At 69.7% G+C, this 16,660-nt stretch carries 15 protein-coding genes; 11 read left to right on the forward strand and 4 right to left on the reverse strand.

The genetic code is table 11. From position 1 onward, the window contains the following. Positions 1-25 precede the first annotated feature (25 nt). Complete coding sequence (ligD, locus tag VSR71_RS25525) at positions 26-2,893, reverse strand: DNA ligase D (protein WP_342916563.1); 2,868 nt, start codon at positions 2,891-2,893, stop codon at positions 26-28. Between the two features lie 307 nt (positions 2,894-3,200). Between ligD and VSR71_RS25530 the strand changes: the two genes are divergently transcribed. Both VSR71_RS25530 and VSR71_RS25535 read left to right on the forward strand, forming a co-directional pair. Then, positions 3,201-4,208 carry an SDR family oxidoreductase gene (locus VSR71_RS25530; protein WP_342916564.1) on the forward strand — a complete coding sequence of 336 codons (1,008 nt, stop codon included), beginning with the start codon at positions 3,201-3,203 and terminating at the stop codon, positions 4,206-4,208. A 229-nt stretch (positions 4,209-4,437) separates the two neighbouring features. Then, positions 4,438-6,384, forward strand: coding sequence for a PAS domain-containing hybrid sensor histidine kinase/response regulator (locus tag VSR71_RS25535; RefSeq protein WP_342916565.1), 1,947 nt, complete (start codon positions 4,438-4,440; stop codon positions 6,382-6,384). Here VSR71_RS25535 and VSR71_RS25540 read toward each other — a convergent pair. Further along, the gene (locus tag VSR71_RS25540; RefSeq protein WP_342916566.1) at positions 6,369-7,421 is read right to left on the reverse strand and encodes a sigma-54 dependent transcriptional regulator; all 1,053 of its coding nucleotides are present in this window, start codon (positions 7,419-7,421) and stop codon (positions 6,369-6,371) included. The genes VSR71_RS25535 and VSR71_RS25540 overlap by 16 nt on opposite strands. Before the next feature lie 347 nt (positions 7,422-7,768). On the opposite strand from VSR71_RS25540, the gene VSR71_RS25545 reads away from it, so the two are divergent. Next, positions 7,769-9,169 carry a sigma-54 dependent transcriptional regulator gene (locus tag VSR71_RS25545; RefSeq protein ID WP_342916567.1) on the forward strand — a complete coding sequence of 467 codons (1,401 nt, stop codon included), beginning with the start codon at positions 7,769-7,771 and terminating at the stop codon, positions 9,167-9,169. 103 nt (positions 9,170-9,272) lie between these two features. Next, positions 9,273-10,106, forward strand: coding sequence for a HAMP domain-containing sensor histidine kinase (locus VSR71_RS25550; RefSeq protein ID WP_342916568.1), 834 nt, complete (start codon positions 9,273-9,275; stop codon positions 10,104-10,106). 186 nt (positions 10,107-10,292) lie between these two features. Here the strand turns inward: VSR71_RS25550 and VSR71_RS25555 are convergent, their stop codons facing one another. After that, positions 10,293-10,754, reverse strand: coding sequence for a hypothetical protein (locus tag VSR71_RS25555; RefSeq protein ID WP_342916569.1), 462 nt, complete (start codon positions 10,752-10,754; stop codon positions 10,293-10,295). Here VSR71_RS25555 and VSR71_RS25560 point away from each other — a divergent pair. Genes VSR71_RS25560 through VSR71_RS25570 form a run of 3 tightly spaced genes read left to right on the forward strand, consistent with a single transcriptional unit; the run spans position 10,753 to position 12,148 of the window. Next, on the forward strand, positions 10,753-10,995 hold the full coding sequence (locus VSR71_RS25560) for a hypothetical protein (RefSeq protein WP_342916570.1): 243 nt from the start codon (positions 10,753-10,755) through the stop codon (positions 10,993-10,995). The two genes, VSR71_RS25555 and VSR71_RS25560, sit on opposite strands and share 2 nt — an antisense overlap. 43 nt (positions 10,996-11,038) lie before the next feature. Continuing rightward, complete coding sequence (locus VSR71_RS25565) at positions 11,039-11,644, forward strand: hypothetical protein (RefSeq protein ID WP_342916571.1); 606 nt, start codon at positions 11,039-11,041, stop codon at positions 11,642-11,644. 45 nt (positions 11,645-11,689) lie between these two features. Next, the gene (locus tag VSR71_RS25570) at positions 11,690-12,148 is read left to right on the forward strand and encodes a PRC-barrel domain-containing protein (RefSeq protein ID WP_342916572.1); all 459 of its coding nucleotides are present in this window, start codon (positions 11,690-11,692) and stop codon (positions 12,146-12,148) included. 77 nt (positions 12,149-12,225) lie between these two features. On the opposite strand, the gene VSR71_RS25575 is transcribed toward VSR71_RS25570, so the two are convergent. Then, entirely contained in the window at positions 12,226-12,564 is a 339-nt protein-coding gene (locus VSR71_RS25575) for a BON domain-containing protein (protein WP_342916573.1), read from the reverse strand. Between the two features lie 254 nt (positions 12,565-12,818). Between VSR71_RS25575 and VSR71_RS25580 the strand changes: the two genes are divergently transcribed. From VSR71_RS25580 to VSR71_RS25595, 4 genes are all read left to right on the forward strand, one after another. Next, positions 12,819-13,391, forward strand: a complete 573-nt coding sequence (locus VSR71_RS25580; protein ID WP_342916574.1) for a low affinity iron permease family protein — start codon at positions 12,819-12,821, stop codon at positions 13,389-13,391. Positions 13,392-13,466: 75 nt separating this feature from the next. Further along, positions 13,467-14,648 carry a DUF3182 family protein gene (locus VSR71_RS25585; protein WP_342916575.1) on the forward strand — a complete coding sequence of 394 codons (1,182 nt, stop codon included), beginning with the start codon at positions 13,467-13,469 and terminating at the stop codon, positions 14,646-14,648. After that, a complete protein-coding gene (locus VSR71_RS25590; protein WP_342916576.1) occupies positions 14,635-15,522 on the forward strand; it encodes an alpha/beta hydrolase family protein in 888 nt (295 codons plus the stop codon). Before VSR71_RS25585 ends, VSR71_RS25590 begins: the two co-directional genes overlap by 14 nt. A gap of 56 nt (positions 15,523-15,578) precedes the next feature. Next, positions 15,579-16,660, forward strand: a 1,082-nt coding sequence (locus VSR71_RS25595) for a DNA topoisomerase IB (protein WP_342916577.1), incomplete at its 3' end; no start/stop codon positions are given.

Genomic DNA, 16,660 nt, shown 5'->3' on the forward strand with positions numbered 1-16,660 from the left:
TGCCCCAGCCGGGCCGCGACATGGCTCAGCCGGCGCGCCCGAGCCGTGCCGCGGCGCGGGTGATGGCCTGCCGCACGCCGGCATAGCCGGCCCACGGATCATCGGCCTGCAAGGCCTCCAGCCGCGGGCCCACGTTGGCGACGGTCCATTGCGCCGCGCTCTCCAGCGTCTCGAGTTCTTCCCATGAGACCGGGATCGATACGCCCAGCCCCGGTCGTGCGCGTGCCGAGAACGCCGCGACGGTGGTCGCGCCGACACCATTGCGCAGGTAATCGATGAAAATCTTCCCTACGCGATTGCGCGCACCGCTCTTGGCGACGAAGCGCTGCGGGATGGTGGCGGCGACATGGCGCACCACGTCCTGCGCAAACTCCTTGATCTCGTCCCAGCCGGCGCGCGGCGTGACCGGCACCACCACGTGCAGGCCCTTGCCGCCGCTGGTCTTCAGGAAGCTGGCCAGGCCAAGCTCGTCGAGCAGTGCCTTCATCAGCGCGGCGGCCTCCTGCATCTGGTCCCAGGGCACGCCTTCGCCGGGGTCCAGGTCAAAGATGATGCGGTTGGGCCGGTCCATGCTGCGTTTGCTGGCGTTCCAGGTGTGGAACTCGACCACGTTGAGCTGGGCTGCCGAGACCAGCGCTTCGGCCGACACGATCTCAAGCAGCGCGGGATGCCCCGGCCACAGCGACGGGTCCAGGAGGTTGATGCCATCGACGCGCAGCGTGTCGCCATGGCGCTGGAAGAACTGTTCGCCGCCCACGCCGGCAGGGGCGCGCACCATTGCGATCGGGCGGCCGCGCAGGTGCGGCAGCATCAGCTGTGCGGCCTGCTCGTAGTAGCGCACCAGGTCGCCCTTGGTCAGGCCGGAGGCGGTGTCGATCACGCGTTCGGCATGGCTGATCCTGACCTTGCCGCCCAGTGCCGTGGGCTGCTTGCCGAGGGCGCCGGCTCTGGCGGCTTTTGCCGGAGTTTCGTTAGCCGTCTTTGAGGCCGACTTCGCAGCGGTCTTTGCGGCGGTCTTCGCGGCGGTGCCGGCGGTGCGCTTCGCGGGGGGCTTCGCCGCAGCCTTCCCCGAAGTCTTCGCTGCGGCCTTCTTCCCCTTGCCGGCCGGTGCCGCCGGCATCTCGACCGACACCGCGCCGGCGGGCTTGTCGGCGCGCAGCCCGTGGAACACGGCATGGCGCACGCGGCCTTCTCGGGTCCAGCTGCCGAACGACACCTCGGCCACCAGCTTCGGCCGCACCCAGTGCCCCTTCACGCCGGCCGGCACGGTCGCGAACGGCGGCGCATCGGCGCGCAGCGCATCCAGCTGCGCGCGCAGTTCGCCAAGCATGCGCGTGTCGAAGCCGGTGCCGACATTGCCGGCATAGCGCAGCCGTCCGCCGCTGTCGTGCACGCCGAGCAGCAGCGAGCCGATGCCGGTGCGGCTGCCCCTGGGGTCGGTAAAGCCCGCCACCACGAATTCCTGGCGCAAGGTGCATTTAAGCTTGATCCAGGTGTTGCTGCGCGTGCTGACATAACTGGAATCGGCGCGCTTGCCGATCACGCCTTCGAGCTTCATGCGGCAGGCGGCGTCGAGCATTTCTTCGGGGGCGGCCTCGAAGTCCTCGCTGAACTGCAGCCGCGGCGCGGTGTTGCCGGCGAAGATACGCCGCAGCAGCGCGCGGCGCCCGGCCAGCGGCACCTTGCGCAGGTCATGGCCGGCATAGAAGGGCAGGTCGAACACGAAGTACTGGATGGCCTCGACGCGCGCGGTATCGAAGGCGTTCTGCAAGGCCTGGAAGTCGGTCTCGCCATGCGGGCCGAGCACCACGATCTCGCCGTCGAGCCAGCCGTCCGGCAGCCCAAGCGTGCCGACGTCGCGCGCCAGTGCGCGCAGCTTCGCGGTCCAGTCGTGGCCCTGGCGCGTGAACAGCCGCACGTCCTTGCCGTCGATGCGCGCCAGCACGCGGTAGCCGTCGAACTTGATCTCATAGCGCCAGGCCGCGGCGTCGGCCGGAGGCTTGTCGACCAGCGTGGCCAGCTGCGGCGCCAGCGCCAGCGGCAACGCCGCGCGCGGTGCCCCTGGCGGTGGCTTCAGTGCCTTGGCGCGGGTGGAGGCGTCCGCTTCGCCGCCGGAACCAGCCTTCCCGGCATGCTTTGCCGCCGGCCTGGCGGAGCGGCTGGCACCTTTTGCCTTGCGCGCCGTGCCGCCCAGCACGCTGTCGGGCAGTGCCTCGACCACCTCGAACTCTGCAGCCGGCACCGCGGCGTCGTCACGCTCCTTGATCAGCAGCCAGGCGTCCTGCTCCTTCTGCCGGCTGCCGTGCATGCGCACCAGCGTCCAGTGGCCATGCAGCTTCTCGCCGCGCAGTTCGAACTTGAGCTTGCCGGCGCGGTAGCCTGCCTCGGCGTCGCCGACCGGCACCCAGGTGCCGCGGTCCCATACGATCACCGTGCCCGCGCCGTAGTGCCCGGCGGGGATGACACCCTCGAAGCCGGCGTAGTCCATCGGATGGTCTTCGACGTGGACCGCCATGCGCTTGTCGTTCGGATCCAGGCTTGGGCCCTTGGGCACGGCCCAGCTTTTCAGCGTGCCGCCGAGTTCGAGCCGGAAGTCGTAGTGCAGCCGCCGCGCCGCATGCTTCTGGATCACGAACGACAGCTCGCCGGCGCGCTTGCGCGGCGCGCCGCGCGTGCGGGCGGAGGCACCGCCGGGCTCGGGCGTGGCGCCGAAGTCGCGCATGCGGCGGTATTTGTCCAGCGCGGCGCTGTCCGTGCTGCGGTTGCGGGCCGCCGCGCCGCTCTTGCGCGCAGCGGCAGGCGAGCCCTTGCGGGCAGGCCTGCCGCTGCGCGCGGTCGTACGCTTAGCCGCGGTGCGGCGGTCGCCGGAGTCCGGTCGCGTGGTCTTGGCCATGGCTGTCGCCGGTGGGGGGAAGATGCATCCAGCTTAGGCAGCACATGGCGCCACCGAAATCGGCGCCAGTCCTACAGTGGGAAGTGAGGCAGCCGTGTGGTCCCGCGCACGGCAGCGCGCGCCGGCCGGCATGTGGTTCTTACCGGACGTTGTAATTCTGCCGCGCGCCCGCTTCAGCTCGCGCGCGCTCGCGGGCCGGCGCCCATGGGAACGCAATTTGCGATGGATATTTGTGGTGCATTACCGGCGCTGAACCGTAGTCACGCCCGGCGCCGCGCCGGAAACCATCCCGAGGAGGAAGTGGCAGATGAAACTAACCCTGAAGAAAATCGGCTCGCAGGTGATCGTGCTGACCGGCGCCACCAGCGGCGTGGGCCTGATCACTGCGCGCAAGGCGGCCGCGCGGGGCGCGCGGCTGGTGCTGGTGGCGCGCAGCGAGGATTCGCTGCACACGCTGGCCGAAGAGCTGCGCGAGCAGGGCGCCGAAGTCATCACTGTCACCGCCGATGTGGGCCGGCATGAAGACGTCGCCAAGGTCGCGCAGGCCGCGATCGAGCGCTTCGGCAGCTTCGACACCTGGATCAACAACGCCGGCGTGACGATATTCGGCCGCCACGGCGACGTGCCGCTGGAAGACCAGCGGCGGCTGTTCGACACCAATTACTGGGGCACCGTCCATGGTTCGCTGGCGGCGGCCTCGCACCTGCGCGAATGCGGCGGCGCCATCATCAACATGGGCAGCGAGGCCTCCGACGGACCGCTGCCGCTGCAGAGCGCTTACGCGGCCTCGCAGCATGCGATCAAGGGCTTTACCGATTCGCTGCGCCTGGAGCTGGAACAGGAACAGGCACCGGTCAGCATCACGCTGATCAAGCCTGCCGGCCTGGAAACGCCGCTGGCCATGCATGCCAAGAACTTCCTCGACGTCGAGCCGCGCCTGCCGCCGCCGCTGTACGATCCGGCACTGGCCGCCGATGCAATCCTGTTCGCCGCCGAGAATCCGCGCCGCGATCTGTTCGTCGGCGGTGCGGCCAAGGCGTTCTCGGCGGCGGCGTATCACACGCCGCATACCTTCGACCGCTTCATGCGCCGTTTCATGGGCCGTGCCCAGCAGACGCGCCACCCGGCCGGCCCGCTCGAGGACAACACGCTGTACGGCAGCGGCAGCGGCCTGCAGGAGCGCAGCGGCACGCGCACCGCCTTGCAGTCGTGCCCCTATACGACCACGGCGCGCCATCCCGTGCTTGCCACCGCGCTGGTCGTCGGCGCGTCCGCCGCGCTGGCGGCCATGGTGCAGCGGCGCCGGGGACGTTAGCCCGCAGGCCCGTCACGGCCACGCCGGCAGCCGGCCCGTCGCCTCGCGTATGCCGCAGTCGCGACCGGTGCCACGAACACCTATCATGGTTCTGGATGCCCGCTGACTGGCGGGCATTTAGCCGTGCCGAAGGCGTGCCGCATGCCAGCCATGGTGGCATGCCGGACGTTCACATCCGCCGTTATCGAACGGCCTGCCATGTTCGTCCACTACCACACAGGGTTTGTCCATGTCGGAGCCGCAAGCGGCAAAAGGTGCCCGCGCGCCACATCTGGCAGCGGCGGGAGGCGTTCTCCCCGGGCAGGCCGGCCAGCCCGCCGTTGAGCAATACCGGCGCCTGCTGGATGCGGTCGAGGACGTGGCGGTGTTCGAAACGGATGCGGAAGGCCGCATCGTGGCATGGCCCGACGCCGCGCGGCGCGTATTCGGCTACCGCGCCGAAGACATCGCCAGCCGCCATTTCTCCTGCCTGCATCGCGCCGACGATATCGCCGCCGGGTTGCCGCTGCAGTGGCAGCAGGCCGCGGCGCAAGCCGGCAGCGCCCGCGACCGGGGCTGGCGCGTGCGCCGCGACGGCAGCCAGTTGCAGGCCGCCTGTGTCATGCACGCGAGCGCGGGCGGCTTCGTGGTGGCTTGCCGCGATATCACCGTGCAGGAAGCCGCTTCCGAGCACGCCCGCCTGGCCGAGTCGCGCCTGGAGCTGCTGGCCGACAATTTGCCCGGCACCGCGGTCTGCGAACTGGACCTGGATGGCACCATCCGCAGCTGGAACGTCGGCGCGCAGGCCGTGACCGGGTACGCGGCGGCCGACGCGATCGGCAAGCCGCTGGCGCTGCTGTACACCGGGCCGGATGCCGCGGCCGGGCGTGACCGCACGGCGCTCGAAGCCGCGCGCGCCTGCGGCCAGTGGGCCGGCGACGAGCGCCTGGCACGTCAGGATGGCACGATCGTGCGCTGCCAGACCCGCATGGTGCTGGTGCGCGATGCCGCGGGCTGCCCGCTCGGGCTGCTCTGGACCGCGCGCGACATCAGCGACGCGCTGCGCCTGGAGCTGCTCGAATCCGGCAACCGGCGCCTGCAATCCTTCCTTGCCATCCTCGCGCACGAACTGCGCAACCCGCTCGCACCCGTGCGCAATGCGGTCGAGGTGATCGCGCTGACGCCGGATGCCGATACCCGCATCCGCCATTGCGCCGCGATCATCGACCGGCAGCTGCGCCAGCTCGAGCGGCTGGTCAATGACCTGCTGGATGTCGGCCGCGTGACCGCGGGCAAGATGAAGATGGAACTGACGCCGACGTCTTACAACGACGTGGTCAGCAACAGCCTGGAGGCGATCCGGCCGGTGCTCGATGCCGCCGGCCAGCAGCTGGTGGCGGAGCTGCCCGCGGTATCGCCGCACGTGCGCGCCGATGCCAACCGGCTGGGGCAGGTGCTGCTCAACCTGCTCAGCAACGCCACCAAGTACACCCCGCGCGGGGGCACCGTCAGCGTGCGGGTCCACGTGGAGCCGGCACGCGTGGTGACGACCGTCTCGGATACCGGCCGTGGCCTGCCGCCGGGGGCGCTGGACCGGATCTTCAACCTGTTCTCGCAGGAAGCCGAGGCCGGCAGCCGCAGCGGGCTCGGCGTCGGGCTGGCGCTGGCCAAGGCCGTGGTCGAGGCGCACGGCGGCGCGATCCAGGCCGACAGCCCCGGGCCAGGCAAGGGCAGCACCTTCACCGTGATCCTGCCGCGCGCCGGCGCGCCGCGCCGCGAAGCGGCCGCACCGGCGCCAGGAACGCCGCCGCGGCGGCGCGTGCTGGTGGTCGACGACAATGCCGATTCCGCCGACAGCATGGCCGAACTGCTGATCATGCTCGGCCACGATGCGCGCGCGGCCCATGGCGGCTACCAGGCGCTGGAGATGGCTGGCAGCTTTCGCCCGGACTGCGTGCTGCTGGACCTGGAAATGCCCGACATATCGGGTTATGAAGTCCTGCAGGCGTTGCGCCAGACCTGCGGCGCGGAGGTGCGCTTCCTGGCGCTGACCGGGCGCGGCACGCCGGAGGACCAGCGGCGCAGCAGGCTGGCCGGCTTCCATGCGCACCTGACCAAGCCGCTGGCGATCGACGCGCTGTTGCGCGCGCTGGCCGATCCGGCCAACGGCACGTCGCCGTCTCAGAGCGACCGGTAGGCGTCCAGCCGGTTGTACAGCGTCTTCAGGCTGATGCCGAGGGCGCGCGCCGCCTGGCGCTTGTCGCCGTCGAAGCGCGCCAGCGTGGCCATGATGATCTCGCGCTGGGTATCGGCGAGCGTGGTGCCCACGCGCACATTGACCACGCCGTCCACGGTGGTGGGCCGCGGCGGCTGCGTGGCCAGGTTGGGATTGCCGATCTCGACCACCTTGTCGGCGAGGATAAAGGCACGGTAGACCGCGTTCTTCAGCTCGCGCACGTTGCCCGGCCAGTCATAGCGCGCCAGCCGCTCGAGCGAAGCGGCCGAGAAGGCCTTGTCGCTGTGTTCCATCGCGTTGTATTCGGCGAGGAAGTGCCGCGCCAGCGGCACGATATCGTCCGGGCGCTCGCGCAGTGGCGGGATATGCAGCGGAAACACGGCCAGCCGGTACAGCAGGTCTTCGCGCAACTGGCCGGTGCGCACGGCCTCGACCGGGTCGCGGTTGGTCGCGGCCAGGATGCGCACGTCGGTGACGATCAGCGTATCGCCGCCGACGCGGTGGAAGGTGCGGCTTTCCAGGACCCGCAACAGTTTGATCTGCATCTCGAGCGGCATTTCGGTGACTTCGTCCAGGAACAGGGTGCCACCCTGCGCCTGCTCGAAGTACCCCGCCTTCTGCTCGATCGCGCCGGTAAAGCCGCCTTTCTCGTGCCCGAACAGCTCCGACTCGATCAGCGTCGGCTGGATCGCGCCGCAGTTGACGGCGATAAAGGGGCCGTTGCGCCGCGCGCTGCGCTCATGCACGGCGCGCGCGACCACTTCCTTGCCCGAGCCGCTTTCCCCCACCGCCAGCATGGTGACATCGGTCGGCGCCACCCGCTCCACCTGCGCCATCAGGCGCTGCATGGCGGGGGCGGTGCTTTCCCACAGCAGCGAGACCTGCGAGGGCACGGCGCGGCGCGGCGCGCCTTCCCCGGCCGCGGGGGAGAGAGTTGCCTGGCGGGTTGTGGCGGGGACGGCGGCGCTGCGCCGCGGAGGCGTGGTGGTCACTGGCACGATCGAAGGCAGGGCCTGGCGAGCTTGTCGTGTGAGGGTGGGAAGTTCCTATGCTAGCCTTTGCCACAGGGCCTTGCCATAGCCACGCGGTCGCGCGCGGAAAGGTCCGACAGCGGTGTCAGACAGACACCGGCAATCACGGCGCCAGGCCCCGCTTAGACTTGCATTACGCAGTGGACTGGCAGTACGCAGTCGGAACCGTGCCGCCCCTGTCCTGAATTGCCCGGCATGCCGGCCGCGCTTCGCATGGAGCGCGGCGGCTACTGCACCTGTGTCGGCCGGGAAATCGGACAGAGCGTTTTTGCAGGTTTCGCAGAAGTTTCCATTAGGTCTCACTGACGGAACGTATGCCCCACATCCTGATTGTCGATGACGATGAAAACGCATGTGCCGCGCTGGCGGAGATCGTGGCCATGGAAGGTTTCACTTCCGCTACCGCCGGCAGCCTGCGCGAAGCCCGGCTGCAGTTCGGCTGGCACATGCCTGATGCGATCATCGCCGACCTGCGCCTGCCTGACGGCAACGGCATGGAACTGTTCGACGAGGTCGGGGCTTCCGGCGTCGAAGTGATCCTGACCACCGGCTATGCCAGCGTCGAGAGCGCGGTCGAGGCGCTGCGCGCCGGCGCTACCGACTACCTGGTCAAGCCGATCAACGTGGCGCGGCTGCAGACCGTGCTCAAGCGCCTGGCCACCACCGGCGAGCTGCGCGCAGAGATCCATTCGCTGCGCGGCGAACTGCGCCGCTATGGCCGCTTCGGCCGGCTGATGGGCAGTTCGGAGGTGATGCAGACGGTCTATGACCAGCTCGCGCGCGTGGCGCCCACCGAGGCCACGGTGCTGCTGATCGGCGAAAGCGGCACCGGCAAGGAACTGGCCGCGCAGACCGTGCACGAGCTGTCGTCGCGGCGCCGGCAGCCTTTCCTCGCGGTCAATTGCGGCGCGATCTCCCCCACGCTGATCGAAAGCGAGATGTTCGGCCACGAGCGCGGCAGCTTCACCGGCGCCGACCGCCAGCACAAAGGTTATTTCGAGCGCGCCGACGGCGGCACGCTGTTTCTCGACGAAATCACCGAGATGCCGGCCGAACTGCAGGTCAAGCTGCTGCGCGTGCTGGAGACCGGCACCTTCATGCGGGTGGGCACCAACCGCGAATGCCATGCCGACGTGCGCGTGCTGGCCGCCACCAACCGCAACCCCGAAGAGGCCGTGGCCGACGGCAAGCTGCGCGCCGACCTGTTCCACCGCCTGAACGTGTTCCCGGTGGAGCTGCCGCCGCTGCGCGCGCGCGGCGACGACGTGATCCAGATCGCCAACCTGATGCTGGACCAGCTCAATGGCGAGCAGGGCACGCAGCGGCGCTTCGCTTCCAACGTGCTCGACAGCCTGCGCCTGCATGCCTGGCCGGGCAATGTGCGCGAGCTGCGCAATTTTGTGCAGCGCGCCTTTATCATGGCCGACGAGGACCTCATTACCGAGGTGCAGGTGCCGCTGCAGGTGGCGGCCACGCAGGCGCCAGGCGCGGCGGTGGTGTCGGTGCCGGTAGGCATGTCGCTGGCCGATGCCGACCGCCAGCTGATCTTCGCCACGCTGGAGCAGTGCGCCGGCGTCAAGAAGCATGCTGCCGAGATACTCGGTATCAGCCTGAAGACTTTGTACAACCGGCTGGAAGATTATGCCGCCCGCGGGGAGCTGCCCGAGTGGCTGCGCGCCTCGCGCAATGACACGGGATCCTCCGCGACCGGTTGACTGGCCTGGGACGACATGCGGGCTGGCTCCCAGCGCTGCGCGCAGCACGTTTCTTGCTTCTACGCCAAGCAGCCAACCTGGCCGACCAGACGCCAATCCGACCATGACGCAACCGCAGCCGCCGTCCAACCAGCCGGATGTTTCCAACGACCATTCCACGGATGTGGCCGCGTGCGCGGACTCCGCCCACGCGGCCGTGGTGCGCGCGGTGCAGGAAGTCAGCACGCTGATCGAGCAGTCGGCACATGACCTGCGTTCATCGCTCAATGCCATCCAGAGCTGGGCCTACGTGCTGGACCGCGCCTTCGATACGGCGCCGGCCCCGGCGCAGCGCGCGCTCGACGGGATCCGCGCCGGCACCCAGCAGCAACTGGCGCTGATCGAGGAAATGGAAGAATCGGTGCGCCTGCTGGCCGACGAGCGCGCGCCCAGCTGGCAGCGCGTCGACCTGCTCGACGCGGCCGCGCAGGCCATTGCCGACCGCCGCCCGGCCGCCGAGGCCCGAGGGGTGCTGCTGGCCCCCGTCACCACCGACGGCGCGGGCGATGGCGCGTATGGCATCGACGGCGACGCGACCCGCCTCATCCCCTTGCTGCGGCACCTGCTGGTGCACTGCATCTGGCGCGCGCCGCCGGGGGGCTCGGTGGCGATGCATCTGTTCGGCGAGCCTGCCCATGTGAAGCTGCGCATCACCGAGAGCCCGCCGCTGGACCAGCAACGCAGCGCCAGCCGGCTGGCGACGCTGACCGACTTCTTCGGCCGCCGCGCCGCGGCCGACGGTGCCACGCCGGCGCGGCAGAGCACCGCGCTGCTGCTCACGCGGCGCATGGTCGAGATGCATGGCGCCCAGCTCAGCGCCGAAAGCGACGGCTGCGAAGCGGACAGGATCAGCGTCTGCATCGCCGTCAGGTTCCCGCGCCAGCCACGTATGGCGTGACTTGGCGCGTGCGCGCCCCATCCATCCTTTGCTTGACGATGTAGTTTTTACCGGCATGCCCGGCGCGGCGCGCATTGGCCCGGCGCCGGCGGCGCGCCCGGTGCGGTGCCTGGCGCGGTGCCCTGGCGGGAAAGTCGCGCGCGGCGCCAGCGCCTGCGTGTCTGGCCCGGCCTTTGCATAGGTCAGTCACTCAACCAAGGAGGGAACAACCATGCCTAACGCCAGCCGCAAGTCCGACAAGGCCGCGCAGGTTGCCCGCAAGCCGTCCGGCGCGAAATCCTCGGCATCCACAGCAAGATCCTCGGCCAAGCCTGGCGCGCGATCGGCCAGCAAGCCGGCCGCGAAGCCGACTGCAAAGACCGCGGCAAAGACCACGGCAAAGACCGCGACCAGGGCCTCGACCACGACCGCGGCAAAGCCGGCAGCGAAGTCCGCCGCCAAGCCTGCCGCGAAGGCCGCGAAGCCCACCGCAAAGCCCACCGCCAAGCCCGCCGCCAAGCCCGCCGCCAAGCCTGCCGCAAAGAGCGCGGCCCGGCCTGCGGCCAAGGCCTCGGCCCAGTCTGACAAGTCCCGGACCACGCGCGCCAGCGCCTCCGACAAGCCCGGCAAGGCCGGTACCGGGTCGCGCCCCGGGGCCAGGGCCGGCATGGGCACGGACAAGCCCCTGCGCGGCAAGGAAGCCAGGAGCTACCAGGCCGCCATCGACGACTCGCTGGAGATGACCTTCCCGGCCAGCGACCCGATCTCGCCGAGCGCCGCCATGCATGCGGAAAAGAAAATGCAGACCGCGCGCGACGACGTCGACTGGAAGCTCAGGCGCGGCAGCGAGCAGCAGCCCGTGGGAGCCAAGCCGGCGGGCCAGCGCAAGGGTAGCGTGCGCGGCCGCTAGCGTAGCCGGTGGGCGATTCCGATCAACAAGACATGGAGCCAGCATGACCGTCATCGTCGCAGGTCGATTCGACAGCTTCAGTACCGCCGAATCCGTCGCCAGCCGCCTCAAGGCTCGCGGTTTCGCGGACCAGGATCTCAGCCTGTTCTACGTCAATCCGCCCGGGCAGCACGCCGCCTATGCGGTGGGCGGAGACCACGCGGCCGATGCCGGCGCACGCAAGTCCGGCGCCGGTGCGATTGCCGGCGTGGTGATCGGCGCCGCGGCCGGCGCAGCCGTGGGCGCGATGCTGGTGTCGTCGCTGGCTGCCGTGCCGCCGGTTTCGGTCCTGGTGCTGGTATTTGCCGTGGGCCTGGGCGCGTATCTCGGCTCGCTCGCGGGCGCGCTGGCGCTGGCGCGCGACGGGCGCCGCAACCCGGCGACCGGCCAGCCGCCGGTGCGCAACGCCGGCGTGCTGCTCGCCGCGCACGTTCCCAGCGGCGATACCGCCGCGGTCGCGGACCTGCTGCGCATGGAAGGCGCCAAGGACGTGGAGCGTGCCGACGGGCAATGGGTCGACGGCCGCTGGGTGGATTTCGATCCGCTGGTGCCGCCGGTGCCGGCAGGCGCGCGCCGCCAGGCTCAAGGCAGCCGGCCCCGCACGGAATGACTTTTTGCAGCGACTTGTTGCAGCCAACCCGAAACGGAGGTGTCCATGAATCCAGTCCAACCTGAATCCCCCGGCGAACAGCCGCGCGGCGCATCGATTGTCGGCGGCATCGACCGCAATTCCCCGGGCCCTGGCCCGTTCGTGATGGCCGCCGATACGCTCGAGGGCAACAAGGTGGTCGACCCGGCGGGCGACGACATCGGAACCATCGACCACATCATGATCGATGTCCTTGGCGGCCGGGTCGCCTATGCGGTGCTGGCCATGGGCGGCTTCCTCGGCATCGGCGAGAAGCTGTTTGCCTTGCCGTGGTCCGCGCTGACGCTGGACACGCGCCGCAAGTGCTTCGTGCTCGGCGTCGAGAAAGACCGGCTCAAGGCCGCGCCCGGGTTTGACAAGGACCACTGGCCAAGCATGGCCGATTCGCAGTGGGCCACCAGTATCCACCAGTACTACGGCATTTCGCCGTATTGGGAAGCGGACCGCTACGATCCGTGGGGCTGACCCCGGGAGGCAGCGTTGCTTGCCAGCGAGCGATGAACGAGGCGCCGGATTCGATCCGGCGCCTCTGTTTTTTGGAGTCAGACCTTGTGGTTGATCTGTCCGTACGGGCGCTGCGAGGGGTCGGCCTGCATGCCGCTGTCTTCGGGCTGCGCCGGGGCCTCGGGTGGCGCTTCGCGGCGCAGCGACAGCGCGTTGTGCACGCCGAGCACGCCGGCGCTGATGGCCGCGGCTTTCTCGATGCGCTGCGCAGTGTCGACATCCTCGACGCAGCCCCGCATGGTGACCCGGCGATCCGAGACTTCGAGCGTCACGCCGTCGGGAAAGCGGCCGTCGAATGCCGCGGCGATCTCGGCGCGCACCGCCACGCGCAAGGCTTCGTCGTCGGCGGAGGATGGGGAAGGGGCGTTCTGGTTCATCTCGGCTCCTTGACAGAAAAACCATGTCCGGCGCAAGAAGCATTCCCGCGCGGGCGCGGACCGGCGTGCGCGCCGCGCGATGCGAAAACCCAAGCCCAATGCCTTGGTTGGCCACGCAAGTGCTGCGCGCGTTGTAGGACTGCGCCCGCTGCACGCCGGCCCCATGCACTCCATACAATGAAATCAGCATGCCGCCGCGCCGGCGGCGCGAACGAGCAAGCGCGAACGAGCAAGCGCAATCGAGGAGCGCAACGATGAGCAAGTCCAGCCCAAGACTGCCGGGCGTTGGTCATCAGCCAACGTCCGGCAAGCATGCCAGCATACTGCACGCGTTTGACCGCTTCGCGGGTGGTGCCACGCGCCATGCCGGCTCCCCCACCGCATTCGTGCTCGCGGTCGGCGTGGTGGCCGCCTGGGCCATCACCGGGCCCATGTTCGGATTCTCAGAGACCTGGCAGCTGGTCATCAACACCGGCACCACCATCGTCACCTTCCTGATGGTGTTCCTGATCCAGCAGAGCCAGAACAAGGACGCCGTCGCGGTCCACCTCAAGCTCAACGAGCTGCTGGCCTCGCACCGCGAAGCCAGCAACATGCTGGTCTCGATCGAAGACCTCGACGAGGAAGAGTTGCGGCAGCTGGCGATCTTCTACCGCCATCTGGCCGAGCTGGCCGACAAGGAAGACGGCGTCAAGATGAGCCATTCGCTGGACGAGGCGCGCGAAAACCACGAGGCCAAGCAGCACGCTCGCGCCTTGCGGCAGCGCCGGTCCGAGGACGGGGGCAGCGGCGCCGAAGCCCATGCCATTGCCGACGCCAGTCCATAGGCTGCAGCACGGGCCGCATGCCCCGACAGCCGTCAACTTGTCGCGCCAACCAGGTCATCGAGCAAGGAGCCAGCCGTGTCCGATCCAAACAAGGCAAGCCAGCGCAAGCAGATGGAAGCGGACGCCGCTGCGTCCCGCGCGGTCATGGTATACGGCTGCGATTCGCTGGGGCAGCCGGACAGCCACCTTGGCACCACCATGGCCAATATCGCGCGCAAGGTGGCCGGGATCGCGGGGATCAGCTACGCCGGTGCCTGGGATGAAGCCGCGCCGGGCCAGCCGCGGCCCTACCTGGTGCCCGCGCAGACGCTGGTCGGGCAGGACCTTGCCGCGCGCCTCGGCGTACACGGAGAGGGCGACCTGTTCGGTGGCGTGGTGCCGTACGCGTTCGTCGCCACCAAGGCGATCACGCACGGGCTGGTCGAGCCAGGCGCAGCCGCCCCTGAAGGATGGAGTGAGGCATTCGTGCAGCGCGTGGTCGGCGCCACGCTGCCCGGCTTCACCGCGTTCACCCTCGCCGACGCGCGCACCGCCGGCAAGCGCCTGCTGGCCCTGGGTCCGGTGCGGCTGAAAGAGCCATGCGGCATCGGCGGGCTGGGCCAGTGCGTGGTCGACAGCGAGCGCGCACTGGACGAAGCGCTTGCCGCCATGCCCGATGCGGTGGTGGAGGCCCACGGCATCGTCGTGGAACGCGACCTGGACGCGCCGCAGACCTATAGCGTCGGCCAGGTGGAGCTGGCCGGACTGCGCGCCAGCTATTGCGGCACGCAGGGGCTGACGCAGAATAACCGCGGCCAGCAGGTCTACGGCGGCTCGACGCTGACGGTGGTGCGCGGCGGCTTCGATACGCTGCTGCAGCAGCCGTTGGACGCGCGCACGCGGGCCGCGGTGCGCGCGGCAATGGTGTACCACGACGCCGCGCTGGCCTGCTATGGCGGCATGGTGCTGACGCGCTGCAACTACGACGTGGCTTTTGGCCCGGCCGCCGGTCCCGGCGCCGACCGCGAGCAGGTGCTCGGCGGCGTGCTCGAGCAGTCGTGGCGCGTAGGCGGCGCCACCGGTGCCGAGCTGGCGGCACTGGAGGCGCTGCGGAACGATCCGGACCGCGCCCGGGTGGTGGCATCCACGCACGAAGTGTACGGCGCCAACGTGCGGATACCCGCCGACGCCGTGATCTATTTCCAGGGAGAGGACCGACATGTCGGTCCCCTGACCAAGTACGCAAGACTGGAGCCCGATTCACATGGCAACCCATGAAGAACTGCTGCAGATCCAAAGCGAGGGCGGCACCATTGCCGGCACCCTGATCAGTCCCGAGACCAGATTGCCCGGCGTGCTGTTCGTGCACGGCTGGGGCGGCAGCCAGCAGCAATACCTGGCGCGCGCGCGCAAGGTCGCGGGCCTGGGCTGCGTCTGCCTGACCTTCGACCTGACCGGCCACGCCGGCACCAAGTCGCAATACGAGACCGTCACCCGCATGCGCAACCTGGCCGACGTGGCCGCCGCGTACGACACGCTGGTGCGGCAGCCGGAAGTCGATCGCAATGCCATCGCGGTGGTGGGCAGCAGCTACGGCGGCTACCTGGCGGCGCTGCTGAGCGCGATGCGACCGGTGCGCTGGATGGGCTTTCGCGCGCCGGCGTTGTACATGGATTCCGGCTGGGAATTGCCCAAGCGCCAGCTGCACCGCGAACAGGACCTGGTGGCGTACCGGCGCAGCGTGGTCCCGCCCGAGGACAACCGCGCCGTGCGCGCCTGCGCGGAATTCGGCGGCGACGTGCTGGTGATCGAGTCCGAGCACGACCAGGTGGTCCCGCACGCCGCGGTGATGAGCTATGTCGACGCATGCGTGCATGCCAACTCGATGACCTACCGCGTGATCAAGGGCGCCGACCATGGGCTGAGCGACGAGGAATGCCAGCGTGCCTACAGCAGCATGCTGGTCAACTGGCTGCGCGAGATGATTACCGTGGCGCGCGCTGGCCCGGTCAGCGCCGACCGCCCCTTGCAGCCGAAGCCGCGGTCCGCGGCACCGGAGCCCGACGACGACGCCGTCGCCATGGGCGCTGCGGTAGCGCCGCCGGCGCCCGCTTCCGGAGCCGCCGGCGCGCCGCCGGCCAGCACCGGATAGCACCGGCCAGCACCGGATAGCGATGCGTGGCGCGCCAGTTGCCACACGCCGCCTGTATGGACACGACCCTCACCGCCACCGAGCCCGCCGCAGCGCTTGACGCCGTGCTGCGCGATGCCGGCCTGCGCTACGTCGACGACGGCAGCCCGGGCATCACCCGGCGCCGGCAAGGCAGCGGCTTCAGCTATATCGGCCCCGATGGCCAGCGCGTGCGCGACGAAGCCACGCTCGCCCGCATCGCCACGCTGGCCATCCCGCCGGCGTACGAATCGGTGTGGATCTGCCCCGATGCGCGCGGCCACCTGCAGGCCACCGGGCGCGACGCACGCGGGCGCAAGCAATACGTCTACCACCCCGACTGGGCGGCACTGCGCGATTCAGACAAGTACGCGCGACTGCCGGCCTTCGGTGCGGTGCTGCCGCGGCTGCGCGCCCGCGCCGCGCGCGACCTGGGCCGCAACGGCTTGCCGCGTGAGAAGGTCGTGGCGGCGGTGGTGGTGCTGCTCGATGCCACGCTGGTGCGCGTGGGCTCGCCGCGCTACGCGCAGCAGAACCGCACCTACGGCCTGACCACGCTGCGGCGCCGGCACGTGACCGTGCGCGGCAGCCGGCTGCGCTTCCAGTTCACCGGCAAGAGCGGCATCACCCACGACGTCTCGGTGAACGACCCGCGCCTGGCGCGCGTCGTGCGCAACTGTGCCGACCTGCCGGGCCAGCGGCTGTTCAAGTATCGCGATGGCGACGGCGAGATCCGCGAGATCGGCTCGGCCGACGTGAATGCCTACCTGAGGGAGGCGACGGGCGGCGAATTCACCGCCAAGGATTTCCGCACCTGGGCCGGCAGCGTGCATGCGCTGGCAATCCTGCGCAAGCTGCCGCCGGCAGCCAGCGAAACCGCGCGCAAGAAGGCCGTGGCCGACGCGATCCGCGAGGTTGCGCACCAGCTGCGCAACACCATGGCGGTTTGCCGCAAGTGCTATGTGCACCCAGGCGTGATCGAGGCTTATTTTTGGTTCATCGCCGATCTGCGTGACCGCTTAGAAACAAAAAGGGCCAACCGCCCACCGCTGTTATCTTGGAGTTGCGACACAACAAGAAACAGGAAGGTGGGGGTTGGCCCTACGCGATTGTATGGCCC

Origin of the sequence: Cupriavidus oxalaticus, assembly GCF_038900635.1 — a bacterium.
Taxonomy (GTDB): Bacteria; Pseudomonadota; Gammaproteobacteria; order Burkholderiales; family Burkholderiaceae; genus Cupriavidus; species Cupriavidus oxalaticus_B.